Here is a 22938-nt window from a genome sequence, read left to right as displayed (position 1 = left end):
CGGCCACGGCCGCCGATGACGGACCTGGGCCCGATGGTGCCCTCTGGAGGGTCCGCTCAGGCGGGCGACGCGCCCTCGGCGGGCAGGTCGGCGACGAAGTCACGCAGCCACGGCCCGAACGTGGGGCCGAGGTCCTCGCGCTCGACGGCCAGCTGGACGACGGCCTTCAGGTAGTCCAGCTTGTCGCCGGTGTCGTACCGGCGGCCGGAGAAGACCACGCCGTGGACGGGCATGCCGTCCTCGACCAGCTTGAGCAGCGCGTCGGTCAGCTGGATCTCCCCGCCGCGGCCGGGCGGGGTGTCCCGGATGGCCGGGAAGACCTCCGGGGGCAGCACGTAGCGGCCGATGATCGCCAGCGTGCTGGGGGCCTCGTCGGCCGGGGGCTTCTCCACCATGCCGGTGACCCGGAAGACCTCGTCGCCGGCGGCGTCCCCGGAGACCTTCGCCTCCTCGACGGCGACCGCGCCGTACTTGGAGATGTTGTCGGCACCCACGTCGAGCAGCGCGACCACCGCGCCGCCGTGCTCGGCCTGCACGGCCAGCATCTGCTCGAGCAGGTGGTCGCGGGCGTCGATGATGTCGTCACCGAGGAGCACCGCGAACGGCTCGTCCCCGATGAAGGCCGCGGCCTGCAGGACGGCGTGGCCCAGGCCCTTCGCCTCGCCCTGGCGCACGAAGAAGACCTGCGCGACGTCGGTGGACTCGTGCACCGCGTCGAGCCGGCTCTGATCGCCCTTGGCCTCCAGGGCGGTCTCCAGCTCCGGCGTGCGGTCGAAGAAGTCCTCGATGCTGCCCTTGTTGCGCCCGGTGACCATGAGCACCTCGCCGACGCCGGCGCGGGCGGCCTCCTCGACGATGTACTGCAGGGCCGGCCGGTCGACCACCGGCAGCAGCTCCTTGGGGACGGCCTTGGTCGCGGGGAGGAAGCGGGTGCCCATCCCGGCGACCGGGATGACGGACTTCCTGGCCGGGCGCGGACTCGGGGCGGACGGAGTCGACATGCCGGGCAGCGTAGCTAGCCTGCCGGCATGGCGGAGTCCCCCGAGGTGGTGAGGGCGAAGGCCACGCTGCGCGCGACCCTGCTGGCCAGGCGTGCGGACCGCTCCCCCGCGGCCCGCGCCGCAGCCGCCGATGCGCTCGCCACGGCGCTCGCCGGCCGGCTCGCCGGGACCTCCGTGACCGCCGCCTACGTGCCGGCGGCCGAGGAGCCCGGCGCCGGCCGGCTGCCCGACGCGCTGCCCGGCCGGCTGCTGCTCCCGGTCGTGCCCGCGCGTGGGCGGGAGCTGTCCTGGGCCGAGCACGACGGCCGGCTGGTTCCCGGCCGCTTCGGACTGCAGGAGCCGACCGGCCCGCGGCTGCCGCCGGGTGCGCTGGCCGAGGCCGACGTGGTCGTCGTCCCGGCGCTGGCCGTGGCCGCCGACGGCACCCGGCTGGGGCGGGGCGGCGGGTACTACGACCGCGCGCTGGCGCATGCCCGACCGGGCGCGACGCTGGTGGCGGTGCTGTTCGACGAGGAGTTCGTCGACCAGCTGCCCGCCGGGCCGCACGACCGCCGGGTGACCGCCGTCGTCACCCCGTCTGCCGGCTGGTGGCAGCTCGACTGACGCGCCCGGCGGACCGGTGAGAGGGTGACCGACGTCTCCGTCGTCTCGTTGGAAGGACCAACCCCCTCGTGAGTGGCCCCCTGGACGGCGTCCTCGTCGTCGACCTGACCCGCGCCCTGGCCGGACCGCACGCCGGGATGATGCTCGGCGACCTCGGCGCCCGGGTGATCAAGGTGGAGAGCCCGGGCAGTGGTGACGACAGCCGCGGCTGGGGCCCGCCGTTCGTGCAGCCCGAGGGCGCCGGCCGGGAGTCGACGTACTTCTTCTCCGCCAACCGCAACAAGGAGTCGATCACCCTCGACCTGAAGGACGACGCGGACAAGGCGGTGCTGACCGAGCTGGTGCGCCGCGCCGACGTGCTGCTGGAGAACTTCCGGCCCGGCACGCTGGCCCGCCTCGGCTTCGGCACCGACGTGCTCGCCGAGCTCAACCCGCGACTGGTCCAGCTGTCGATCAGCGGCTTCGGCCACGACGGCCCCGAGGGCCAGCGCGCCGGCTACGACCAGATCGCCCAGGGCGAGGCCGGGCTGATGTCGCTGACCGGTTCCGGCCCGGACGACCCGCAGAAGGTCGGCGTCCCGATCGGTGACCTGCTGGCCGGCATGTACGGCGCCTACGGGGTGCTCGCGGCCCTGTTCGAGCGGGAGCGCACCGGGGTCGGCCAGGTGGTGCGCACCTCGCTGCTGGCCGCCGTCGTCGGCGTGCACGCCTTCCAGGGGACGGCGTACACCGTGGCCGGCCAGGTCAACCGCGGGCAGGGCAACCACCACCCCTCGATCGCCCCCTACGGGCTGTTCCGCTGCGCGGGCGGGAGCGTGCAGCTCTCCTGCGGCAGCGAGGGCCTGTGGCGCCGGCTCTGCACCGAGTTCGGCTTCGACCCGGAGGCACCCGGCCTGGCCACCAACGGCGAGCGGGTGGGCAACCGCGATCGGGTGATCGAGCTGCTGGAGAGCGCGTTCGCCGAGATCCCGGCCGAGGAGCTGCTGGCCCGGCTGGCCGCCGCGGGGGTGCCGGCCGGCAAGGTGCGCACCCTGGACGAGGTCTACGCCTGGGAGCAGACGCTCTCCCAGGGGCTGGCGATCTCCGTCGACCACTCGACCGCCGGGCCGCTCACCCTGCCCGGGCCACCGCTGCGCTTCTTCGCCCCGGGCACCGAGGGCGAGACCGAGACGACCCGGCGCGACCACACCCCGCCGCCGGTGCTGGGCGCCGACGGCGAGGCGATCCGGGCCTGGCTGTCCGGCCCGGCCGAGGGCGTGCCGCAGCCGGCCGGCGAGGGCGCCGACGTCGAGGACGGGCACGCCACGTGAGCTCCCGGCTGGACGCCCGGGCACTGCGGGACATCGTGCTCGACCCGGGGTCCTGGCGGTCCTGGGACTCCAGCGTGCCCCCGCGCGAGGTCGAGGACGCCTACGCCGCGGAGCTGACCCGCGCGGCGGAGAAGAGCGGCCAGGACGAGGCGGTCGTCACCGGCGAGGGCACGCTCCGCGGCCGGCGGGTGGCCGTCGTGGCCGGGGAGTTCGGCTTCCTGGCCGGGTCGATCGGCGTCGCCACCGCCGAGCGGCTGATGGCAGCGGTCGAGCGGGCCACCGACGAGGGGCTGCCGCTGCTGGCCGCGCCGGTGTCCGGGGGCACCCGGATGCAGGAGGGCACCGTCGCCTTCCTGCAGATGATCGGGATCACCGCGGCGATCGCCCGGCACAAGGAGGCCGGGCTGCCCTACCTGGTCTACCTGCGCGGCCCGACGTTCGGCGGGGTGCTGGCCTCGTGGGGCTCGCTGGGGCACGTGACGATCGCCGAGCCGGGCGCCGCGATCGGCTTCCTCGGCCCCCGGGTGTACGAGCTGCTGTACGGCGAGCCCTTCCCGCCGGGGGTGCAGACGGCGGAGAACATGGCCTCGCGCGGGCTGATCGACGGCGTCGTCCCGGTCGACGAGCTGGCCGACGTCGCCGACCGGGCGCTGCGCGTGCTGGCCGCCCGGGAGACCTGGCACCGCGCCGCCTCGGTCGAGGGCCCGGTCTCCGGCGACGGCACGCAGGCCGACGACCCGGAGGACGGCCGCAGCGCCTGGGAGGTGGTCACCGCGTCCCGACGGACGTCGCGCCCGGGGGCCCGCCAGTTGCTGCGGACGGCGGCGACCGACGTCGTCACCCTCAACGGCACCGGCGCCGGCGAGTCCGACCCGGGGCTGCTGCTGGCGCTGGCCCGCTTCGGCGGCGCGCCCTGCGTCGTGCTGGGCCAGGACCGGCGGGGGCAGTCGCTGTCGGCGCCGCTGGGCCCGGGCGCGCTGCGCGAGGCCCGGCGCGGCATGCGGCTGGCCGCGGAGCTCCGGTTGCCGCTGCTCACGCTCATCGACACCCCGGGCGCGGCGCTCTCGGTCGACGCCGAGGAGGGCGGGCTGGCCGGGGAGATCGCCCGCTGCCTGCAGGACATGGTGGTGCTGAAGGCGCCGACCCTGGCCGTGCTGCTCGGCCAGGGCACCGGCGGCGGTGCCCTGGCCCTGGTGCCGGCCGACCGGGTGCTGGCCGCGGCCAACGGCTGGCTGGGCCCGCTGCCCCCGGAGGGCGCGTCGGCGATCGTGCACCGCACCGTCGACCGGGCCGACGAGCTCGCCGCCTCGCAGGGGGTGCGGGCCACCGACCTCTGGCGGGCCGGGATCGTCGACCGGGTGGTGCCCGAGCGGCCCGACGCCGCCGACGAGCCGGTGGAGTTCTGCCAGCGGCTGGGCCGGGTGCTGGCCGAGGAGCTGGCCGGGCTGCTCGGCCGGGACGACGTCGAGCGGATGCGCTCCCGCACCCGCCGCTGGCGGCACCTGGGTCACTGACGCCGCTGTCCGCAGCGGTGATCAGGTCACCTGATCACCGACTGTCCCCCCGCGCCAGCGTTGGTGCGGGGGGACAGTCGTTGGTGCAGGGGACGGCCCGAGGAGCCGGGGGACGTCGTCCTGACCGTCGTACCCGCCCGCCAGGATGATCGGCGTGGACAGCCGACCGATCCGCCGCTTCCGGCCCGACCCCGGCCGGCCCGACCCGACCGACGACGAGCGTGCACGGTGGCCGCTGACCGTGCCCGCCGTCGCCCAGCTGCTCGACACCGGCCTGGAGCTGCCGCACGGCGCCCTGGTGCTGGTCGGGGAGAACGGGTCGGGCAAGTCGACGGTGATGGAGCTGCTCGCCGTCACGCTGGGCCTCAACCCGGAGGGCGGCACGGTGAACACCCGCTTCAGCACCCGGCCCAGCGAGCCGGAGTCGCTCGGGCTGGTCGTCGAGCGCAGCCCCGGCGCCTCCCGGTGGGGCTGCTTCCTCCGCGACGAGACGCTGCACGGCCTGTACAGCCACCTGGAGGAACTCGGCGGACCCGACCCGGAGTACCACGAGCTCTCGCACGGGGAGGCGTTCCTGGAGGTCCTGACCCGGCGGGCCGGCGGCGGGGGCGGCACGTACCTGCTCGACGAGCCCGACGCGGCGCTCTCGTTCGGCGGCAGTCTGGCGCTGGTCACGGTGCTGCTGGACCTCGTGACGTCCGGCGCGCAGGTCGTCGTCGCGACCCACTCCCCCGTCGTCGCTGCGCTGCCGGGCGCCCAGCTGGTCGAGGTCGGCGACTGGGGGCTGCGGCCGGCCCGCTGGGACGAGCTGGAGCTCACCGTCCACTGGCGGCAGTTCCTCGCCGACCCGGCCGCCTTCCTGCGCCACCTGCGCTGATCGCGGCCGCGCCCGGTGGGTTGCCCCCGGCGCGGAGCGGGCATCGGCGTCAAGACCGGTGAGCCCGTCCGGTCACCTGGTCCCGCCCGTGGCGGGCAGCACCGGAGGAGATCCCATGTCCCGCGATCAGCACACCGTCCTGCGCTCGATGCACGACCTCGGCCTGGCCACCTGGTTCGGCGGCAACCTGATGGGCGCTGTCGGCCTGAACAAGGCCGCGGCCGCCGCACGCGACAGCACCGAGCGGACCCGGTTGTCCTCGGTCGGCTGGTCGGCGTGGTGGCCGGTGCAGGGTGCCGCGATGGCGGCCCACCTGATCGGCTCGGTGGGGATGCTCCGCGCCGACCGTGGCCGGGTGGCGACCGGGCCGGGCGCGACGGCGAACACCGTGCTCAAGACCGCGCTGACCGCGGCCGCGATCGGGACGTCCGTGGCCAGCGGGGTGCTCGGCGCCAAGATCGGGGCCAAGGCACCGGTGCCCAGCGACACCGCGACCGACCCGGGGCCGGGAACCCCGCCGGACGTCGCCGCCGCGCAGAAGGGGCAGAAGCCGTTGCAGTGGGTCAACCCCGCGCTGACCGGCGTCCTCATCGTGCTGGCCGCCCAGCAGGGTGAGCAGCAACGGACCTCCTCCACCGTACGCGGCGCCGTCGGTGCGGGCCTCACGAGCGTGAAGGCGGCGGTCTTCCGCGCCGCCTGAGCCGCGAGGCCCGTGCTCAGTCGGGCTCGTGCACCCGCAGGGTGGCCTCGGGGTCCAGCCGGTCGAGGACGGCGGCGAGCGCCTCCCCGAACGCCTGCGTCTGCGCTGGGGTCAGCGCGGCGAACAGCCCCTCCCGGACGGCGGCCACGTGCCCCGGCGCGACCCGCTCCACGACCTCGCGGCCTGCGTCGGTGAGCACGGCGACGTTCCCGCGGCGGTCCTCGGCAGCCTTCTCGCGGTACACCCAGCCCCGCTCCTCCAGCCGGGCCACGGTGTGCGAGAGGCGGCTCTGCGACTGGTTGGCGGTGCGGGCCAGGTCGCTCATCCGGCGGCTGCCGCCGGGGGCCTCGGACAGCATCGCCAGCACCACGTAGGCCGCATGGGTGAGGCCGGCGTCCCGCTGGAGCTGGGCGTCGAGGGTGCGCGGCAGCAGCTCCGCGACGGCCAGCCAGGCCCGCCAGGTGCGCTGCTGCTGGTCGTCGAGCCACGGGGAGGCCACGGTCGAACGGTATCCGGCGGCTGCCGCCCAGCCGACCGCCGGCCTGCCACACTCCCCGCGTGCAGGCCCCGTCGGCTCCTCGCCCGGAGCCCTCGCGCGTGCCCGCGCGAACGATCCGGCACGTCGCCTCGGCGGCTGTCCTCGGAGTGGCCACTGCGCTGATCGGCACGCCGATGGTCATCGCGTCGTCGTTCGGTGGGGGGACCGCCGTGCTGCTCGTCCTGGGGCTGGTGACCGTGGCCGCGGTGACGCTGGCCATCGGCATCGACCGGGTGACCGGCCCGCCCGACCCGGATCCGTTCGGCTCTTTCGCGCGCGGGGTCACCCTCGGGCTCGTGGGGACGGGAGCCGCCGCGCTGGTCGGCGTCGTGGTGGTCCGATCAGACCTGCGCTCGGCGCTGCCCGACGCCCTGCTCCTCGCCGCCGCGGCACTGCCCTTCCCGTGCGTGGCCGCGCTCCAGTGGCCCGGTGTCGTCCGGAGAGGGACGACGCTCGTGATCGTCACGTGCGTGGCCGCCTCCGTTGCCGCGTGGTTCCCCGGGGCACGGCAGGGCTGGCAGGACGAACGGGTGCTCACCGAGGTCGGCACCCTGGAGCGACCCTGGGTCACCACCGTGGACGGGTACGTGCGGCAGTCGCCGCAGCACACCGGCGGCGAGTTGATCGTGACCCCTCACCTGCCCGTGGACGGAGTCCGGGGCGGCGAACTCCAGCTCTTCCGCGACGCCGCGACCGCCGTCGAGGGCGACCCGTGCGCCGCCGGGGCCGCACCGCGCGCCCTCGCCGTCGAGACGCTCCGCTCCTGCCGCCAGGTGGCCGAGCACCGCTGGTCCGTCACGACCGACGTCTCGCAGGTCCTGCTCGGTCGGGAGGGGGACGCCTGGGTGTGGGTCGCCACCGCCCCGGACGAGCCCACGGGCCTGCTCGACACGGCGCTCGACGGAGCGCGGCCCATGACCGGGGACGAGTACGACGCCTGGCTGGACGAGGTGCTGCCGTAGGCGTCGAGGGGCCATCGCGCAGGCCCACTCCCGACGCGAACGTCACACTCGCCCGGCAGACATGGACGTGACCGGGCCGCGCGGCGCATCATTGGCAGTCGCCGGGGCAGAGTGCCAGCCCGGCTCGGATCGGACGAGGAGCTCCAGCACCGTGCCCACCTACCAGTACGCCTGCACCAACCCCGAGGTCAAGCACGAGTTCGAGGTCGTGCAGTCGTTCACCGACCCCGCCGTCGCCACCTGCACCGAGTGCGAGGCGCCGGTGCGCAAGGTCTACGGCTCGGTCGGCGTGGTCTTCAAGGGCTCGGGCTTCTACCGGACCGACAGCCGCAAGGGCGAAGGTGCGTCCACCGGCTCCGGCGCCAAGGACTCCAGCGGGAGCAAGGAGTCCAGCAGCAACAAGGACTCCAGCAGCAAGGACTCCGGCGGGAGCAAGGAGTCCAGCAGCACCAAGGACTCCGGCAGCAAGGCCAGCAGCACGGCGTCGTCGTCGAGCAGCTCCTCGTCCAGTGGCAGCGGGGGCAAGGCCGCGAACTGACCGGCGCACGGACGACGGCGGCGCGCTGCCGCCGGTCCACAGCCGGGCCCGCGGTCCACAGGTCCACGCCGCGACGGGAGGGGAACCCCCGCCGCTCCTAGCGTCGCCGTGTGCCCCGACTCCGCCGTCCACACTCGCCCGTGCACCTGCTGCGGCAGGTGGCCGCGGCGGCGCTCGTGTGCCTGGCGCTGGTCCTGGCGCTGCGTCCCCCTCCGCCGGGCCCGGCCGGGCCGGTCGCGGCGACCAGCCCGGTCGTCGTCGCCGCGGCTGACCTCCCGGCCGGCACGGTGCTCACCGTCGGCGACCTGGCCGAGGCCGAGCTGCCGACCGGCCTGCTCCCGTCCGGCGGCACGGCCGACGCCGCCGGGTTGACCGGCCAGCTGCTGGCCGCGCCGGTGCGCGCCGGGGAACCGGTGACCGACGTCCGGCTGGTCGGGCCGGGGCTGTGGTCCGCGGTGCCCGACGGCCAGGTCGCGGCGCCGGTGCGGCTGGCCGACCTCGCGGTGGCGACGCTGCTGCGCGCCGGTGACCGGGTCGACGTGCTGGCCGCCGGCGCTGCCGGCCCGACCCCGTCGCCGGCCGTCGAGGTGGTCGCCACCGGCGCGCTGGTGCTCGCCGCCCCGACGCCGGCGGTCGCCGACGGCCCGGCAGCGGGTGCCCCGGCCGGCGGCGGGCTGCTGGTGCTGGCCGTCTCCCCCGACACCGCGGCCCGGTTGGCCGCTGCCGCGGCGACCGCGACGCTCACCGTTACGCTCGGCCGGCCGTGATCATGGGGCCACGCCGGGTGCTCCCCGCGACCGAGAGGTGCCGTTCGTGCTCAAGGGCTTCAAGGACTTCCTGCTCCGCGGGAACGTCATCGACCTCGCGGTGGCGGTGGTCATCGGCACCGCGTTCACGGCCGTGGTCACCTCGTTCACCGAGGCGTTCCTGCGCCCGCTGATCGGCCTGGTCGGGGGCGGTGGCGTGCAGGGCGGCTCGTTCGAGGTCAACGGGCAGACCTTCGCCTGGGGCGACTTCGTCAACCAGCTGATCACCTTCGTGCTGACCGCGGCGGTCATCTACTTCGTGGTCGTGCTGCCGATGAAGGCGCTGTTCGAGCGCCGCGAGCGCGGCGAGGAGACCGGGCCGGTGCTGCCCACCCAGACCGAGCTCCTGGTCGAGATCCGCGACCTCCTGCAGGCCCAGCACGGCCCGCCGCCGGCGGCCGACTCCGAAGCCCGGCACCGCGCCTGAGCAGCGCTCAGTCGCTGCCCCAGTGCGGCGGGCGGTCCTCCAGGTAGCGGCGGTCGTCGTCGTCCGGGTCGGTCGACCGGTCACCCCAGCCGACGTCGCTGTCGTCGGGTGCCCGCTCGCGGCGCGGTGCGGCGGGTGGCTGTTCCTGCTCTGACACGCCACCGAGGGTAGGCAGGGTCAGCCGATCGGCTGGCCCAGCCCCTCGAGCACCTCCGCGCCCGGCAGCCCGGCGAGCACCGAACCGGGGACGGCGAGCTTGCTCCCCCGGGTGCCCGAGCCGATGACCACGAGCTCGCTGGCGGCCACCGCGGCGTCGACCAGCACCGGCCAGGACGCCGGCAGCCCGACCGGGGTGATCCCGCCGTAGGCCATCCCGCTCTCGGCGACCGCGACGTCCTGCGGGGCGAACGAGGCCTTCCGTGCTCCGAGGTGCCGCCGGACCAGGCCGTTGACGTCGGCGCGGGTGGTGGCCAGCACCAGGCAGGCGGCCAGCGTCGTCTCCCCCGACCGGCGCGCGGCGACCACCACGCAGTTGGCCGAGGCGGCGGCCGGGACGGCGTAGACGTCGTTGAACGCCGCGGTGTCGGCGGCCTCGTCGTCGATCACCGCCACCCAGGCCGGCCCGGTCAGCGAGGGCAGCGCCGCGGCCACCGGCTGCCCGAGCAGCTCCGGGTGGTCGGCGGCCGGGAGCCAGGTCAACGTGCCGAGCTGCGGGGCGGAGTCGGGTGTGGCCATGCCCCTGATCGTGCGACACGGTCGAGGCCGGTCACCGCGCGGGGGTCGGCTGCGCCGGAGGCCTGCTGGTGGGGTCAGGCGGAGCCGGGAGAGGATGGCCGCCATGATCGGTCAGCTGCACTCCGTGGTCATCGACGCCCCCGACGCGCACGCCCTGGCGACGTTCTACGCCGGCCTGCTCGGCATGGAGGTGACGGGCGAGCCCGGCGACGACTGGGTGGTGGTCACCGGCGCCGGCTACCGGATCGCCTTCCAGCAGGCCCCCGACCTGCAGCCGCCCGACTGGCCGGACCCCTCCCGCCCCCAGCAGTTCCACCTGGACATCCGGGTCGCCGACGTCGACGTCGCCGAGCCGCAGGTGCTCGAGCTGGGCGCCCGCCGGCTGCCCGGCGGCGGTGGGGACTTCCGGGTCTACGCCGATCCGGTCGGGCACCCGTTCTGCCTCGTCTGGGACGCCGCGTGACGCCGGACCTGACGGCCGCCAGCGCGTTCGTCGCGGCCACCGGGTTCGAGCTGGCCGAGGTCACCGGCACCCGGGTCACGGGGCACGTCGAGGTCGGTCCGGAGCACCACACGCCCTGGGGCGTCGTGCACGGCGGCGTCTACTGCACGATCGTGGAGGGCGCCGCCAGCGTCGGGGCGAGCGCCGCGGTCGCCGAGCGCGGCCAGTTCGCGGTGGGGGTGAACAACAGCACCGACTTCCTGCGCCCGATGACCGCCGGTCGGCTCGACGTGCTCGCGGAGCCGGTGCAGCAGGGCAGGACGCTCCAGCTGTGGCTGGTCACCCTCACCCGCGAGGACGGCAAGATCGTCGCCCGCGGGCAGGTGCGACTGCAGAACGTGCCGCTGCCCGCGCAGTGACGGCGTCGGCCGAGCAGGCGGTCGCCGCCGCGGTCGCCCTGGCCCGGCAGCACGGCCTCCCCGTCGACGACCCGGCGCTGCTGTCCTGGGGCGTCAACGCCGTGGTGCACCTTCGCCCGGCGCCGGTGGTGGCCCGGGTGGCCGTGTACACGCCACTGCTCCGTCCGGAGATCGGCCGGCCGTTCACCCGGGAGGTGGCGCTCGCCGCGGCGCTGACCACGGCCGGGGCGGCCGTCGTCGCGCCGTCGGACCTGGTGCCCCCGGGCCCACACGAGCACGACGGGCTCACCGTGTCGTTCTGGCGACATGTCGACGTGTCGCCGGATCGACCGACCGCGGCGCAGGCCGGCCGCTCCCTGGCCGAGCTGCACGAGGTGCTCGGCACGCTGCCGCAGCTGTGGACCGGGTCGCCGTTGGACCGGCCGCTGCAGGACCTGGCGGTCTTCGTCGCCTCCGGCACCGGGCTGGGCGCGGACCCCGCACTGCTCCGCGAGGTCGGCGAGCTGGTGGCCGCCCTGCGGCCACGGCTCGCCGGCCCCGAGATGACGCTGCACGGCGACACCCACCCCGGCAACCTCCTGGTCACCAACGAAGGGCTGCGCTGGACCGATCTGGAGGACACCAGCCGGGGCCCGCGGCACTGGGACCTGGCCAGCCTGCGCACCACCGCCCGCCTCGACGGCCGGGCGGCGCTGGACGCGATGCCCGATCCCGTGAGCGATGCCGAGCTGGCGCCGTTCGTCTGGCTGCGGGAGCTCTACGCGGGCGCCTGGTGGTTCGTGCACGCGGCTCGGGAGCCGACCGACCTGCCCGAGGCGCGACAGCGGCTGGCCGCTGCGGTCGAGGAGGTCGGCACCGGTCTGCGGTGACGCCCGGGTCAGCCCTTCATCGCCGCGATCTGGATGAGGTTGCCGCACGTGTCGTCGAGCACGGCCGTCGTCACCACGCCCATGTCCGTCGGTGGCTGGGTGAACTGCACGCCCAGCGCGCGCAGCCGCTCGTACTCCGCGGCCACGTCCGCGACCGCGAACGAGGTGAACGGGATGCCGTCGGCCACCAGCGCCTCCTTGAACGGCCGAGCTGCCGGGTGCTCGTCCGGTTCGAGCGACAGCTCGGTCCCGTCGGGCTCCTCGGGTGAGACGACGGTGAGCCAGGAGTGCTCCCCCAGCGGGATCTCCCGCTTCGGCACGAAGCCGAGCACCTCGGTGTAGAAGCGCAGCGCCTTGGCCTGGTCGTCGACCATCACGCTCATGACGTTGACCCTCATGGGTCCTCCTCCGGGTCGGGGACCGGCCACCGGCGGGCGATCTCGCCCAGTGGCGCGGTGTCGAGGTGGTGGAACGTGTAGCGACCCTCCCGGCGCCGGCGCACGAGCCCGGCGGACTCGAGGACGTCGACGTGCTGGGAGACCGCCTGCCTGCTCGATCCCATGCCGTGCTTCGTGGCCAGCCGGGAGCAGAGCTCGAACAGCGTCTGCCCGTCCCGGTCCGTGAGCTCGTCGAGGATCGCCCTGCGGGTGGGGTCGGCGATCGCCTTGAACACGTCCCCCACGCCCGGAGACGTTAGGCAAGCAGCGACTTGCCTGTCAACGGGTTGTCGCGCCGCAGCCCCGCCGGCACCGCGTCCGGATCGAGCACGACACGGAAGAGCGCCCGCGGGTCCTGAAGGGTCGCCGGCGGCCGGGCCGCCGTCCGCGGCACCACCGACTCGAACCGCGCCGGACGGCGGTGCGGCAGCAGTTCCCGTCCGGCGAACGCGTAGTCGCCCACCACCTCGCCGAGCAGCAGTCCCGCGCCGCGCTCGATCGGCAGGCCGACCAGGTCGCCCGGCGCCACCTCGTCCAGGAAGGTGGACAGCTGGCGCAGGTCCTTCGCCGGACGGCGTCCGGAGAGCTCCTTGGACAGCGCCCGCAGCTCGGCCGGTGACTGGCCGGTCGCGTCGACGTCGATCCCCGACTGGGTGCCCAGCCCGACCACGCCGGTGGCCAGCGCCGCGCCGAGCTCGTTGTGCGCCCGCGGCCGCACCACCCAGACCGGCACCCCCTCGGGATCGGGCGCCCGGAGGACGTCGTCGGCCCCGGGCCAGACGTAGGGCAGGTCGTCGGGGTCGCCGGGGAACCGCGATCGGTAGAAAGGCGGGTCCTTGGCCAGCAGGTTCGACCGGTGCGAGCGGTGCAGTTCCTCGTCCCCCACCCAGCTGGGCAGCAGGCCGGCGTCGGCCGCCTCGGTCTGGGTCAGCCGGGCGGCGTCCGGGGCGAACTCGGCGATCAGCGTCTCGGTGCTGTCGGCGAACCCACGCTCGCGCCAGACCCGCACCATCGCCAGCGAGTAGACGACCAGGCCGGCGGTGTGCCCGCGCCACATGGTGACGACCGGGTGGTTGGCCCAGCCGTAGTCGGGCAGCTCGAGGGCGCGCAGCACCTGCAGGCACTCGACCCGCTGCTTGCCCAGCCGGGGGTTGTCCAGGAGCCGGGCGGACTCGGTGAAGTCGGCGACCGGCAGGAAGGTCTGCATCGCCGGACTTCCTGCCCGCGCCGCCGAACGGCCAACCGCCCGGGCGACGTGAGGGGCCAAAGTCGCGACTTCGGCCCCTCAGTCGTCGAGCTCCCCCGCACCGCCTCGGGGCTCAGCCCAGCCGGCGGGCCAGCTCGGGCAGCACGACACCCAGCGGCGCGTCGACCTTGAGCGTGGCCTTCGCGTCGCCGCGGGTGGACCCGGAGTTGACGATGGCGACCGGCGTGCCCCGCTTGGCCGCATGGATGACGAACCGGTAGCCGCTCATCACGGTCAAGGACGAACCAAGGACCAGCAGCGACCGGGCCGCGTCCACCAGGGCGAAGCAGGTGTCGACGCGGTCGCGGGGCACGGTCTCGCCGAAGAAGACCACGTCGGGCTTGAGCGGCCCCCCGCCGCAGGCCAGGCAGTCGACCATCACGAACCCGTCGAGCTCCTCCTCGGGGAGCTCCACGTCGCCGTCGGGGTTGACCTCGTCGGTCGGCTCGGGCCGGAACCCGGGGTTGACCGCCCGCAGCCGGACGTCGAGGTCGGCACGGGAGGCAACGTCACCGCAGGCCAGGCAGACGGTGCGGTCCAGCCCGCCGTGCAGCTCCAGGACCTCGCGGGCGCCACCGGCCTGGTGCAGCCCGTCGACGTTCTGGGTGATCACCTCGCCGACCGCCCCGACCTGCTGCAGCGCCGCGACGGCGCGGTGGCCGGCGTTAGGCAGGGCCCCGGCGATCTGCCGCCAGCCGACGTAGCTGCGCGCCCAGTAGCGGTGCCGGCCGCGGGGGTCACGGGTGAAGGTCTGGTAGGTCATCGGCGTGTGCCGGCGCAGCGAACCGGTGGCGCCGCGGTAGTCGGGGATGCCGGAGTCGGTCGACAGGCCGGCGCCGGAGAGGACGACAGCCCTGCCGTCGGCGAGCAGGCCGGCGAGCTCGGAGAGCCCCTCGACGGTGGGGGTCGCTGCGGTCACCGCCCCATCGTCCCTGCCCGACGGCGGATGCGTCGCGAGCCCGCGGAACGCTCCCGTGTGTAGCCGGCGACCTGCGAGGTCACCCCAGTGGCACACCGTCCGCTGCCCCCTGGGGCCCGTCCGAGGAGGCCACCGTCCTGGTTCGCGTCCACGACCACACCACCGACCGTCGGCCGGGTCTCCGGTGATCGGGTGGTGGTGGGACGTCGTCGGCCTGACCCTCGTCGCGTTCGCCGTGGTCGACGAGGCGCGGACCACGCTGGCGGTGGCCAGCGGTCCCGGCCCGCTGACCCAGCTGATCACCCGAGCGATGTGGCGGATCGCCCGGCGGCCCGCCGTGGCGGACTCCGCGCCGATGCGCGTGGTGGGCGGCCCCGGCGTGCTCCTCGTCGCCGCGACCGTCAGTGCCTGGTTCACCCTGCTCTGGCTGGGCTGGTCGCTGGTCCTCCTCGGCGACGAGGAGGCGGTGGTCAGCTCGTCCAGTGGCGCACCGGCCTCGGTCTGGGAGCGCTTCTACTTCGCCGGGTACAGCATCGTGACCCTCGGCAACGGTGCGTACCAGCCGTCCGGTGCTGGCTTCCAGCTGGTCACCGTGGCCGCCGCGCTCAGCGGGATGCTGCTGCTCACCCTCGGGGTCTCGTACCTGACCTCGGTGATCTCCGCGGTGGTCGGCAAGCGCAGCTTCGCCTCCCAGGTCACCGGCTTCGGCCGCACCGGCGCCGAGATGGCAGCGGGCCTGGCCGTGCCGGGGACCACGGTCCCGGCGGTGGTGTCCCTGTCGTCGCTGTCCTCGACGTTGACGACGCTGGCCCAGCAGCACCGGGCCTATCCCCTGCTGCACGCCTACCGGCCGCGGACACCGGAACTCGGCACCGCGCCTGCGGTCGCTGTGCTGCTCGACGCGGTGCTGGTGCTGTCGTCGGCGGCCGACCCGGCCGACCGGCTGCCGCCCGGGGTGCGCCGGTCGGTGCTGTCCGCCGTGCAGCAGTACGTGGCCCACGCCCCCACGGTCGGGGGCGAGCAGGCTCCGCCGGCGCCGGAGCTGGAGGCCGGCGAGACCGGTCGACAGGGCCTGGCGGTGGACGCAGCGCAGCTCGCCGAGCAGACCGCGGCGTGCGCCGAGCTGCGCGACGAGCTGTCCCGGCGGATCGCGGCGGCCAGCTACGACTGGCCCGGCACCCGCGCGGCCTGAGCTCGCCGGCGGCTCAGCGGGCGGCGAGCTCCTGGTCCAGCCGCTCCAGCATCGCGCCCTGGATGCGGGCCAACCCCTTCGGCGCGAAGGTGCGCTCGAAGAAGCCGCCGATCCCGCTCGCGCCGGTCCAGGTGGTGCGGGACCGCACGGTGCTCGCGCCGGCGTCAGCCGGGTGCACGGTCCAGGTGGTGACCATGGAGGAGTTCGTGTCGCTCTCCACCAGGGCGCCGTCGGGCCCGGTGGTGACGACGACGTCCTGCTCGCGCACCCGCTTGGAGGTGGCCTGCAGGCGCCAGTGCACCTTCGTGCCCGCGCCCTGCCCGCCGGCGTCGACCCGGTACTGGCTGTACTGCTCCGGCAGCACCTTCGGACGGGTGACCTCGTAGTCGGCGAGCGCCGCGCGGACGACGTCCGCCGGTGCGTGTACGACGTGTTCTGCGGTGGCGACGACCTGACCCATGGCGCCATCCTCCGCCTCGGGCTCTACGGCTGCTCCGGGTGCCCCTCCTCGGCGTTGAGGTACCGGCAGCGGAACCGGGCGTTGGCCATCGCCTCGGTGAAGCGGGCCTCCCACAGCGGGTCACGGGCCGGGAAGCTGTCGAAGACCCGTTCCTCCAGCACGTCGGGCCGGCCGTCCAGGCCGATGCAGGTGCGTTGCAGGAGCACCCGGGTGACGCCGTCGACCTCGTCGTGGCCGGCCGTCCAGCGGGCTGCGGCGATCGCCGACTGCTGGCGGGCCCGGTCGCGTGCGGGCAACCGCCAGCTGTCCGGGCCGGTCACCGTGGTCTGCGGCACCGACATCGCCCAGGCCACGAGCCCGGCCAGCACGAGGACCAGCAGCGCAGCCGCCAGGATCCCGACCATGTCGCAACGGTAGTCCCGGATCCGCCCGCCGGCCGGGGCTCAACCAGGCAGCAGCTCGGGGACGACGACCTCGGCCACCCGCGCCTCCACCCGGCGCTGGGTCGCGGCGTCGAACACCTCGGTGAACCGGGCCCGCGGCCGGTGCTGGAGCGGCCCGGTGTTGGCGCCCTTCCACGCCTCGAAGTCCTTGATCAGGCCCTGCGCGGCGGCGGCCCGCCCGGTCACCATCGCCGGGGTGAAGGGGAGGCCGACCACGGCGCACGCCGCGGCCAGTGCCCGGTCGGGGTCCTCGGCGAGTGCCGCGTAGCTCAGCACGGCATGACCGGGGCGCCCGTGGTGGGCGGCGGTGATCTCCACCGACTCCGCCCAGAGGTCGACCGCCTCCTCCGGCGTGTAGGAGCTCCCCCAGCCGGCGGCGACCGAGCACAGGCTGGCGGCGACATCGGCGCCGTCCCGGACGATGTGCAGGAAGCGCGCGCCAGGCACCAGCCGCTCGATGAGGTCGATGGCGTAGAGGTTGGCCGGGGTCTTCTCCACCCAGGTCGTCGCGCCCGCGGCCACGGTCACCGCGTCGGCGGCGGCCACGAACGCCTCGGCCGTCGCCTGCACCGTCGCCGGCTCCGGCCACGCCAGCTCCGGCCGGCCCAGGAAGCGGGCGACCTGCGGGAGATCGGCGGTGAGCTCACGGCTGATCAGGCCCTGGCGGCGGCGGTCGCCGACCGCCTCCAGCCGGTAGAAGAAGTGCGTCTCCGGGAACGAGTGGACGTCGGGGTGGGCGGCCAGGAAGGACTGCAGGAGCGTGGTGCCCGACCGCGGGCAGCCCACCACGAACAACCGGCTGGCGACGGCGGTCGGAGGCACCGCCGGAACCTATCCCCGGCCCGGACACCCCGCTCGAGGACCCTGGAGCGTCTCCGGTCAGACGTCGGCCGTGGCCTCGGTGAGCCGGTGCGCCCCGCAGGAACAGCCCGGGTTGCGCGCCGACAGCACCAGGGACACCGCGTGCGCCCGGTCCCGGGCACCCAGCTTGCGCAGGATCGCCTTCACGTGGGACTTCACCGTGTCCTCGGAGATGAACAAGTTCTTCCCGATCGCCCGGTTCGACTGCCCCTGGATCAACTCGTCCAGCACATCGGACTCCCGGCGGGTCAACGGCACCTCCGGGGTCAGCTCCCGCGACACCGGCGCCTCGGCCCCCTCACCACGACGGATCTGCGGGTCCACCACCGTCCGCCCGGCCCGGGCAGCGAGCACCGCCCAGCCCAGCAGCGTCGGGGAGGTGTTCATCAGCAGGTAGCCACGCACCCCGGCCGCCAGCGCCTCGTTCACCACACCCGGGTCCTCCGAGGTGGCCAGGGCGACGACGGCCAGCTGCGGGAACCGGCGACGCAGGTCCCGCACCGCGTTCAGGGTGGCCGCCCGGCCGGTGCCCAGCTCCACCACCACCGCGTCGGGGCGGGCGGCCTCGGCCAGGGTCAGCGCACGACGCGGCTCCCCCGGGCTGCCCACCGCCTGCATGCCGGCGGTCTCGTTGATCATGCCGACCAGCCCACGGCGCAGGACCGGGGCGTCGGCGAGGATCAGGACGCGGGTGACGCCGCGGGGCGTGCTGGCCATCGGGGTGGACACGTTCGGTCTCCGCTCACTGTGGGTCATCGACTGACGAGCAGTAGATCGACCGGGTGAACGGACTGCTTGAGCACTTCTGCAGAAGAGACTTCTCCGGGCGGTGACGCGGGGTCACCGCGGCCAGGGCGCGTCCTCCGGGGTCAGCTCGGCCGACTCGTCGAGCGGGCCGGGCTCGAACAGCACGGTGAGCCGGCCTCGCTCGTCCACGCCCACCCGGGCCCGGACGCCGTACACCCGGGCGATGAGCTCCGCGGTGAGCACCTCCCGCGGCGTCCCGCCGGCCACCGCCCGGCCGCGCTCCAGGACGATCACCTCGTCGCAGAAGGTGGCTGCCAGGTTGAGGTCGTGCAGGGCGATGACGCTGGTGACGGGCAGCCGCGCGACCAGCGACAGCAGCTCCAGCTGGTGGCGGATGTCCAGGTGGTTGGTCGGCTCGTCCAGCAGCAGCTCGCGCGGCTCCTGGGCGAGCGCCCGGGCGATGTGGGCGCGCTGCCGCTCGCCCCCCGAGAGGGTGTCCCAGCGCTGGTCGGCCTTGTCGGTCAGCCCGGTGTGCCGCAGCGCCTCGGCCACGGCCTCCACGTCGCGGGTCGCCGAGGCGGTGCCGAACGAGCCGCGGTGCGGGATCCGGCCGAGCCGCACCACGTCCCGGACGCGGATGTCGACGTCGGTGTCGGCGTGCTGGCTCACCACGGCCACAGCCCGGGCGATGTCGCGCCTGGTGAGGGAGCGGAGCTCGGCACCGTCGAGGGTGACCACCCCGGAGTCCGGCTTGGCGGTGCCGCCCAGCAGCCGCAGCAGCGAGGACTTGCCCGAGCCGTTCGGCCCCAGCAGGCCGATCGTCGTCCCCGGGGCCGGGCGCAGGGTCACGTCGTCGACGACGAGCGCGCCGCCGCGGTGCCACACGACCCGCTCCGCCCGCAGCGTCACGGTGCCCGCCGCTTCCGCACCAGGATCAGCACGAAGGCCGGCACCCCGACCAGCGCCGTCCCCACCCCGACCGGCAGCGGCGTGGGCTGGAACGCCACCCGCGAGACGGCGTCGACCCACACCATGAAGACGGCGCCGATCAGCGCGGTGGCCGGGATCAGCGCGGCATGCCGGGGTCCGAAGAGGAACCGGGCGGCGTGCGGGAGGACCAGGCCGACGAAGCCGATGGCGCCGGTGACGCTCACCAGGGTGGCGGTGATCAGCGCGGTGAGCACCAGCAGGCCCAGCCGCACCCGGGCCACGGCGATGCCCAGCGAGGCGGCGATCTCGTCGCCGAAGGAGAAGGCGTCCAGCGCGTGGGCGTAGGCCAGGCACACCGCGATGCCCACGGCGACGACGACGGCGCACAGCGCCACGTCGTCCCAGCGCACGCCCTCCAACGACCCCAGCAGCCAGAACATGACGCCGCGGGTCTCGTCGGCGTCGGCGAAGGCGAAGATCACGAAGGAGGTCAGTGCGGAGAACAGCTGGGTGCTCGCCACGCCCGCCAGGATCACCCGGTCGGTGCCGCCGCCGGCCAGCCGGGCCAGCAGCATGACCAGGGCGAAGGCCAGCAGCGCACCGATGAAGGCCCCGCCGGAGAGGCCGAGCACGGACCCGCCGACCCCGAGGACGCCGATCACCACCGCGCCGGTGGAGGCGCCGGAGGAGATCCCCAGCAGGAACGGGTCGGCCAGCGGGTTGCGCAGCAGGGACTGCATCACCGCGCCGCAGATGCCCAGGCCGGCGCCGGCCGCCGCCGCGGTGAGCGCGCGTGGCAGCCGCTCCTCCCAGACGATCGCGTCCTTCACCACCCGGACCGGGATGTCGGCGAGCCCGAGGTGGTTGAGCAGCACGTCACGGACGTTCACCAGGGAGACGTCCGCCGGCCCGAGCGTGATCGCGGCACCCACCGACAGGGCCACCGCGACGAGCCCGCCGGCGAGCAGCAGCACCACCCGGAGCGTGCTCCGGGGCGACGTCCCGGACGCGCTCCGAGCCCCGTCCGTGACGGGGGTGGTCACGGCGGTCAGGGTGCCTGCCCGATCTCGTCCAGGCCGTCGGCCAGCTTCTCCAGCGCGTCGACGAAGCGGATCGAGGGGTTCATCTCGGCACCGTGCAGCGCGATGTAGTCCTCCTCCTGGACGGCCTGCATCGTGCTGGTCAGCGGGTCGGAGGCGAGGAACGCCTCCTTGTCCGCCAGCCGGTCACCGGGGAACCGGTCGCGCTGCAGGTCTCCCAGGACCAGCACGTCCGGGTCCCGCTCGACCACGGTCTCCCACCCGACCGCGGTCCAGTCGTCGTCCAGGTCCGCGAAGACGTTCTCCGCACCCACCGTGGTGGCCAGCAGGTTCGCCCCGCCGAGGCCCCCGGCCACGTAAGGGGACTTGGTGTCGGCGAACCAGAAGGCGATCGTGCGGTCGCTCGCCTCGATCCGGTCGGTCGCGGCGTCCGCGCGCTCCTGCAGGTCGGCGATGAGCTCGTCCCCACGGGAGGAGACGTCGAAGATCTCCGCCAGCTCCCGGATCTCCTGGTAGACGGAGTCGATCTCCAGCGGCCGGGTGCGGGTGCCGCCTCCGTTGATGAGCAGCTCACCCTCGCAGTCGGCCGGCGACAGGTAGGCGTCGACGCCGGTCTCCGCCAGCCGCGCCCGCTCGACCACGCCACCGGTGCGGTAGTGCCGGGCGAAGGAGGCGGTCACGAAGTCGGGATCGGCGCCGAGCAGGACCTCGTAGCTGGGCGCGTTGTCGGCCAGCCGCGGCACCGAGGCGTTGGCCTCGGCGAGCTCGGGCAGGACCGGGTCGGTCCAGGACGCGGTGCCGACCACCCGGTCGCCCAGGCCGAGCGCGAGCAGGATCTCCGTCGAGCCCTGGTCGAGCGAGACGACCCGCTGCGGCGCGGCCTCGAACGTCATCGACTCGCCGCAGTTGTCGACCACCAGCGGGTAGGCGGTGGCGTTCTCGCCCCCGCTCGCGACCTCGGCCTCGGGGACCGGTTCGGAGGCACCACAGGCGGCGAGAGCCAGGGCGGCGGCGATGGCGGTGGCGGTGCGGCCCACCCGGCCGGAGGACGTGCGCATGCTGGGGTCCCTGTCGATGGGTCCGGGTACGCGGCCGCGGTCTGACGTGCCGTCAGTGGGCCGGGCACACACCGGAGGCGTGCTGAGGCTTGCCTAACTTACCCGCAGCCCATCGGAGACCCGACCCCGGCTGCATCAGCTGCCGTGGGAGACCAGGTCCGCGTACCGCGCCAGGTACAGCGGCCAGCCGGCGTCGTCGGCGACCCCGTCGCGGACGGCCTCCCAGCCGTCGCCGTGCCGGTCGAGGTGGCGGTGCTCCAGCTCCAGTCGGGTGCGCTCCGGCCCCTCGGCGAGGAAGCGCACCTCGACCTCACTGGTGTGCTCGGGGTCCGTCTCCACCTGCCACTGCGGGCTGATGTCCCAGCTGAAGACGACGCGGTCGGGCGGGTCGAAGGCCAGGACCCGCGCCCAGCTGCACTCGCTGCCGTCGACGCCCCGGTCGGTGACGTGGCCGCCGACGAACGGGTCGAACACGGTCTCGGCGATGGGGACGGCGAGCAGGTTGTGCTCCGGTGGCTTGAAGTCGCCGAGCCGCTCGGTGAACGTCGCGAAGGCCCGGTCGATCGGGGCCTGGACGACGATCTGCCTGCGGACCACGAGGGCGGCTGTCTCGGTCATGAGTCCTCCTGCGTCGGGTGTCCATCGGGGTCGTGCACGACGTCCTGTCCTGCGACGCCCTGCTCAGCGACGTCCTGATAGCCGTCCAGCGCGCGGCGCCAGAACGTGTCGAGCTGGTCCCGCAGGGCGCCGAGGCCCTCGGGGCTGAGCCGGTAGACCCGGCGCGTGCCGGCTGCGCGGTCGATGACCAGTCCGGCGTCCTTGAGGACCTTCAGGTGCTGGGAGACCGCCGGACGGCTGATCGGCAGCTCGTCGGCGAGCTCCCCCACGGCCTGCGGCCGCTCGGCCAGCGACGCGACGATGGCGCGCCGGGTGGGGTCACCCAGCGCCTCCCACCCGTCGCGTTCTTGGTGAGCAGCCACGAACGTAAGCTACGACTTACGGTTGGCTCGGTCAAGGCCTCCGCTCAGGGGCGGGGGTTCGTCCGGGTCCAGCCGCGCTCGTCCCGGCGGGCGCCCTGAGCCGCACGGCAGCGTCGGCAGACGGCCTGCACGCCCTCCGCGTGCCGGCCGGACTCGGGCTGCACGTCGCCCCAGGTGACGTGCGGGAACCGGGTCAGCCGCGACCTGCTGAGGGAGAGCCCGCACACGGTCTCGTTGTGCCCCGGCGACCACGCGTGCACCTCGCCGGCGGGGTACCGGACGCCGTCGTCAGGGTCGGTCCACTGGTCGGCGGCTGCGACCGCCGCGCTGCGCGATCCCATGCGGCGCCCGCTACCCGTCGCAGAGGCGGGCGACACGGGCGGCTCGCCGTGTCGTCAGCCCGGCTGGCCCCGACGGAACCGGGCGGGCCGCCGCACCGTGTCCTCGCGTGCCCAGCGGGTGGGACCCCAGGTGACCCGGTCCGGGGAGGGCAGCGGGAGCGGGTCACCGTGGGAGGTGACGTCCAACCGGCTCAGCCGGCCGTCCTCGACGAACAGCAGCACTCCGCCCACGGGGGCCCCGTCGGCACCGACGACCGTTCCCTCGACCGGCGCCGGCCCGCTGGCCGGCGCGGCCGGCACGTCGTCGGGCACCTGCAGGTCGAGGGTCCCGCACCCGCAGCGGCAGCCCGCCGTGGCGGTGGCCCTCCCCACCTGGGTACGCAGTTCGGCGACGCCGAGGAAGTCGTGGGCGGGCAGCGCGTCGAGCAGGTCACGCGCGTCGCCGCTCAGGGGCCTGGGGGTCCGGCCGGCCCGCGGCCCGGGATCAGCAGCGGTCATGCCCCCCAGTGTCGCCGGTGCGGTGGCGAGCGATGCGACCGGCGG

The 22938-nt window shown here is 74.9% G+C and carries 32 protein-coding genes; 13 read left to right on the top strand and 19 right to left on the bottom strand.

Going from position 1 to position 22938, the window contains the following annotated elements; translation table 11 throughout:
- Positions 1-56: 56 nt before the first annotated feature.
- Positions 57-1001 (bottom strand): UTP--glucose-1-phosphate uridylyltransferase, encoded by a 945-nt coding sequence (locus O2W20_RS13830; RefSeq protein ID WP_269172050.1) that lies wholly within the window; start codon positions 999-1001, stop codon positions 57-59.
- A 27-nt stretch (positions 1002-1028) separates the two neighbouring features.
- Between O2W20_RS13830 and O2W20_RS13825 the strand changes: the two genes are divergently transcribed.
- The 5 genes from O2W20_RS13825 (at position 1029) to O2W20_RS13805 (ending at position 6005) form a co-directional block, all read left to right on the top strand.
- Positions 1029-1604, top strand: coding sequence for a 5-formyltetrahydrofolate cyclo-ligase (locus O2W20_RS13825; protein ID WP_269172051.1), 576 nt, complete (start codon positions 1029-1031; stop codon positions 1602-1604).
- Between the two features lie 68 nt (positions 1605-1672).
- A complete protein-coding gene (locus tag O2W20_RS13820; protein ID WP_269172052.1) occupies positions 1673-2914 on the top strand; it encodes a CaiB/BaiF CoA transferase family protein in 1242 nt (413 codons plus the stop codon).
- Entirely contained in the window at positions 2911-4428 is a 1518-nt protein-coding gene (locus O2W20_RS13815; protein ID WP_269172053.1) for a carboxyl transferase domain-containing protein, read from the top strand. Before O2W20_RS13820 ends, O2W20_RS13815 begins: the two co-directional genes overlap by 4 nt.
- 154 nt (positions 4429-4582) lie before the next feature.
- On the top strand, positions 4583-5305 hold the full coding sequence (locus O2W20_RS13810; protein ID WP_269172054.1) for an AAA family ATPase: 723 nt from the start codon (positions 4583-4585) through the stop codon (positions 5303-5305).
- 115 nt (positions 5306-5420) lie between these two features.
- Positions 5421-6005 (top strand): hypothetical protein, encoded by a 585-nt coding sequence (locus O2W20_RS13805; protein WP_269172055.1) that lies wholly within the window; start codon positions 5421-5423, stop codon positions 6003-6005.
- A gap of 16 nt (positions 6006-6021) precedes the next feature.
- Here the strand turns inward: O2W20_RS13805 and O2W20_RS13800 are convergent, their stop codons facing one another.
- On the bottom strand, positions 6022-6504 hold the full coding sequence (locus O2W20_RS13800) for a MarR family winged helix-turn-helix transcriptional regulator (protein ID WP_269172056.1): 483 nt from the start codon (positions 6502-6504) through the stop codon (positions 6022-6024).
- A 98-nt stretch (positions 6505-6602) separates the two neighbouring features.
- On the opposite strand from O2W20_RS13800, the gene O2W20_RS13795 reads away from it, so the two are divergent.
- The 4 genes from O2W20_RS13795 (at position 6603) to mscL (ending at position 9276) form a co-directional block, all read left to right on the top strand.
- Positions 6603-7505: a hypothetical protein gene (locus O2W20_RS13795; protein WP_269172057.1), complete on the top strand. Its 903-nt coding sequence runs from the start codon at positions 6603-6605 to the stop codon at positions 7503-7505.
- 151 nt (positions 7506-7656) lie between these two features.
- Positions 7657-8043: an FmdB family zinc ribbon protein gene (locus O2W20_RS13790; protein WP_269172058.1), complete on the top strand. Its 387-nt coding sequence runs from the start codon at positions 7657-7659 to the stop codon at positions 8041-8043.
- A 140-nt stretch (positions 8044-8183) separates the two neighbouring features.
- Complete coding sequence (cpaB, locus tag O2W20_RS13785; RefSeq protein WP_269172059.1) at positions 8184-8810, top strand: Flp pilus assembly protein CpaB; 627 nt, start codon at positions 8184-8186, stop codon at positions 8808-8810.
- 46 nt (positions 8811-8856) lie between these two features.
- Positions 8857-9276, top strand: coding sequence for a large conductance mechanosensitive channel protein MscL (gene mscL / locus O2W20_RS13780; protein ID WP_269172060.1), 420 nt, complete (start codon positions 8857-8859; stop codon positions 9274-9276).
- A gap of 7 nt (positions 9277-9283) precedes the next feature.
- On the opposite strand, the gene O2W20_RS13775 is transcribed toward mscL, so the two are convergent.
- The gene (locus O2W20_RS13775; RefSeq protein ID WP_269172061.1) at positions 9284-9433 is read right to left on the bottom strand and encodes a hypothetical protein; all 150 of its coding nucleotides are present in this window, start codon (positions 9431-9433) and stop codon (positions 9284-9286) included.
- Positions 9434-9453: 20 nt separating this feature from the next.
- Positions 9454-10011, bottom strand: coding sequence for a YbaK/EbsC family protein (locus O2W20_RS13770; RefSeq protein ID WP_269172062.1), 558 nt, complete (start codon positions 10009-10011; stop codon positions 9454-9456).
- A gap of 103 nt (positions 10012-10114) precedes the next feature.
- On the opposite strand from O2W20_RS13770, the gene O2W20_RS13765 reads away from it, so the two are divergent.
- The 3 genes from O2W20_RS13765 to O2W20_RS13755 are packed head-to-tail and all read left to right on the top strand — an operon-like array spanning position 10115 to position 11741.
- Positions 10115-10474, top strand: coding sequence for a VOC family protein (locus tag O2W20_RS13765; protein ID WP_269172063.1), 360 nt, complete (start codon positions 10115-10117; stop codon positions 10472-10474).
- Positions 10471-10872: a PaaI family thioesterase gene (locus O2W20_RS13760; protein WP_269172064.1), complete on the top strand. Its 402-nt coding sequence runs from the start codon at positions 10471-10473 to the stop codon at positions 10870-10872. Before O2W20_RS13765 ends, O2W20_RS13760 begins: the two co-directional genes overlap by 4 nt.
- Entirely contained in the window at positions 10869-11741 is an 873-nt protein-coding gene (locus O2W20_RS13755) for a phosphotransferase family protein (protein ID WP_269172065.1), read from the top strand. Before O2W20_RS13760 ends, O2W20_RS13755 begins: the two co-directional genes overlap by 4 nt.
- Positions 11742-11749: 8 nt before the next feature.
- Here O2W20_RS13755 and O2W20_RS13750 read toward each other — a convergent pair whose 3' ends face one another.
- The 4 genes from O2W20_RS13750 to O2W20_RS13735 all read right to left on the bottom strand — a co-directional run bounded on the left by O2W20_RS13750 (position 11750) and on the right by O2W20_RS13735 (position 14343).
- A complete protein-coding gene (locus O2W20_RS13750) occupies positions 11750-12139 on the bottom strand; it encodes a VOC family protein (protein WP_269172066.1) in 390 nt (129 codons plus the stop codon).
- A complete protein-coding gene (locus O2W20_RS13745; RefSeq protein ID WP_269172067.1) occupies positions 12136-12423 on the bottom strand; it encodes an ArsR/SmtB family transcription factor in 288 nt (95 codons plus the stop codon). The genes O2W20_RS13750 and O2W20_RS13745 overlap by 4 nt, the downstream gene beginning before the upstream one ends.
- A gap of 11 nt (positions 12424-12434) precedes the next feature.
- On the bottom strand, positions 12435-13385 hold the full coding sequence (locus O2W20_RS13740; RefSeq protein WP_269172068.1) for an MSMEG_6728 family protein: 951 nt from the start codon (positions 13383-13385) through the stop codon (positions 12435-12437).
- 112 nt (positions 13386-13497) lie between these two features.
- Positions 13498-14343, bottom strand: coding sequence for an NAD-dependent protein deacetylase (locus tag O2W20_RS13735; protein WP_269172069.1), 846 nt, complete (start codon positions 14341-14343; stop codon positions 13498-13500).
- A gap of 184 nt (positions 14344-14527) precedes the next feature.
- On the opposite strand from O2W20_RS13735, the gene O2W20_RS13730 reads away from it, so the two are divergent.
- Positions 14528-15535 (top strand): ion channel, encoded by a 1008-nt coding sequence (locus O2W20_RS13730; protein WP_269172070.1) that lies wholly within the window; start codon positions 14528-14530, stop codon positions 15533-15535.
- A gap of 13 nt (positions 15536-15548) precedes the next feature.
- On the opposite strand, the gene O2W20_RS13725 is transcribed toward O2W20_RS13730, so the two are convergent.
- From O2W20_RS13725 to O2W20_RS13675, 11 genes are all read right to left on the bottom strand, one after another.
- Positions 15549-15995 carry an SRPBCC family protein gene (locus tag O2W20_RS13725; RefSeq protein ID WP_269172071.1) on the bottom strand — a complete coding sequence of 149 codons (447 nt, stop codon included), beginning with the start codon at positions 15993-15995 and terminating at the stop codon, positions 15549-15551.
- A 23-nt stretch (positions 15996-16018) separates the two neighbouring features.
- Complete coding sequence (locus tag O2W20_RS13720; protein ID WP_269172072.1) at positions 16019-16399, bottom strand: hypothetical protein; 381 nt, start codon at positions 16397-16399, stop codon at positions 16019-16021.
- A 39-nt stretch (positions 16400-16438) separates the two neighbouring features.
- Entirely contained in the window at positions 16439-17260 is an 822-nt protein-coding gene (locus O2W20_RS13715) for a sulfotransferase family protein (RefSeq protein ID WP_269172073.1), read from the bottom strand.
- 57 nt (positions 17261-17317) lie between these two features.
- Positions 17318-18028, bottom strand: a complete 711-nt coding sequence (locus O2W20_RS13710) for a response regulator transcription factor (protein WP_269172074.1) — start codon at positions 18026-18028, stop codon at positions 17318-17320.
- Positions 18029-18139: 111 nt separating this feature from the next.
- Positions 18140-18955 (bottom strand): ABC transporter ATP-binding protein, encoded by an 816-nt coding sequence (locus O2W20_RS13705; protein WP_269172075.1) that lies wholly within the window; start codon positions 18953-18955, stop codon positions 18140-18142.
- Entirely contained in the window at positions 18952-20019 is a 1068-nt protein-coding gene (locus O2W20_RS13700) for a FecCD family ABC transporter permease (protein ID WP_269172076.1), read from the bottom strand. The genes O2W20_RS13705 and O2W20_RS13700 overlap by 4 nt, the downstream gene beginning before the upstream one ends.
- A 5-nt stretch (positions 20020-20024) precedes the next feature.
- On the bottom strand, positions 20025-21074 hold the full coding sequence (locus tag O2W20_RS13695; protein ID WP_269172077.1) for an ABC transporter substrate-binding protein: 1050 nt from the start codon (positions 21072-21074) through the stop codon (positions 20025-20027).
- A 135-nt stretch (positions 21075-21209) separates the two neighbouring features.
- Complete coding sequence (locus tag O2W20_RS13690; protein WP_269172078.1) at positions 21210-21692, bottom strand: SRPBCC family protein; 483 nt, start codon at positions 21690-21692, stop codon at positions 21210-21212.
- The gene (locus O2W20_RS13685; protein WP_269172079.1) at positions 21689-22054 is read right to left on the bottom strand and encodes an ArsR/SmtB family transcription factor; all 366 of its coding nucleotides are present in this window, start codon (positions 22052-22054) and stop codon (positions 21689-21691) included. The genes O2W20_RS13690 and O2W20_RS13685 overlap by 4 nt, the downstream gene beginning before the upstream one ends.
- Before the next feature lie 44 nt (positions 22055-22098).
- On the bottom strand, positions 22099-22395 hold the full coding sequence (locus tag O2W20_RS13680) for a hypothetical protein (protein ID WP_269172080.1): 297 nt from the start codon (positions 22393-22395) through the stop codon (positions 22099-22101).
- A gap of 54 nt (positions 22396-22449) precedes the next feature.
- Positions 22450-22893 (bottom strand): hypothetical protein, encoded by a 444-nt coding sequence (locus O2W20_RS13675; RefSeq protein ID WP_269172081.1) that lies wholly within the window; start codon positions 22891-22893, stop codon positions 22450-22452.
- Between the last annotated feature and the right edge of the window lie 45 nt (positions 22894-22938).

Origin of the sequence: Modestobacter sp. VKM Ac-2982 (genome assembly GCF_026967935.1) — a bacterium.
GTDB lineage: Bacteria > Actinomycetota > Actinomycetes > Mycobacteriales > Geodermatophilaceae > Modestobacter.
Note: the sequence above shows the minus strand (reverse complement) of the source record. Positions and strands in the feature narration are given on the sequence as shown.

Coding starts and splice junctions, on each gene's coding strand:
- O2W20_RS13830 (WP_269172050.1), bottom strand. CDS start 1,001: ATGTCGACTCCGTCCGCCCCGAGTCCGCGCCCGGCCAGGAAGTCCGTC.
- O2W20_RS13825 (WP_269172051.1), top strand. CDS start 1,029: ATGGCGGAGTCCCCCGAGGTGGTGAGGGCGAAGGCCACGCTGCGCGCG.
- O2W20_RS13805 (WP_269172055.1), top strand. CDS start 5,421: ATGTCCCGCGATCAGCACACCGTCCTGCGCTCGATGCACGACCTCGGC.
- O2W20_RS13770 (WP_269172062.1), bottom strand. CDS start 10,011: ATGGCCACACCCGACTCCGCCCCGCAGCTCGGCACGTTGACCTGGCTC.
- O2W20_RS13765 (WP_269172063.1), top strand. CDS start 10,115: ATGATCGGTCAGCTGCACTCCGTGGTCATCGACGCCCCCGACGCGCAC.
- O2W20_RS13750 (WP_269172066.1), bottom strand. CDS start 12,139: ATGAGGGTCAACGTCATGAGCGTGATGGTCGACGACCAGGCCAAGGCG.
- O2W20_RS13740 (WP_269172068.1), bottom strand. CDS start 13,385: ATGCAGACCTTCCTGCCGGTCGCCGACTTCACCGAGTCCGCCCGGCTC.
- O2W20_RS13725 (WP_269172071.1), bottom strand. CDS start 15,995: ATGGGTCAGGTCGTCGCCACCGCAGAACACGTCGTACACGCACCGGCG.
- O2W20_RS13720 (WP_269172072.1), bottom strand. CDS start 16,399: ATGGTCGGGATCCTGGCGGCTGCGCTGCTGGTCCTCGTGCTGGCCGGG.
- O2W20_RS13695 (WP_269172077.1), bottom strand. CDS start 21,074: ATGCGCACGTCCTCCGGCCGGGTGGGCCGCACCGCCACCGCCATCGCC.
- O2W20_RS13690 (WP_269172078.1), bottom strand. CDS start 21,692: ATGACCGAGACAGCCGCCCTCGTGGTCCGCAGGCAGATCGTCGTCCAG.
- O2W20_RS13680 (WP_269172080.1), bottom strand. CDS start 22,395: ATGGGATCGCGCAGCGCGGCGGTCGCAGCCGCCGACCAGTGGACCGAC.
- O2W20_RS13675 (WP_269172081.1), bottom strand. CDS start 22,893: ATGACCGCTGCTGATCCCGGGCCGCGGGCCGGCCGGACCCCCAGGCCC.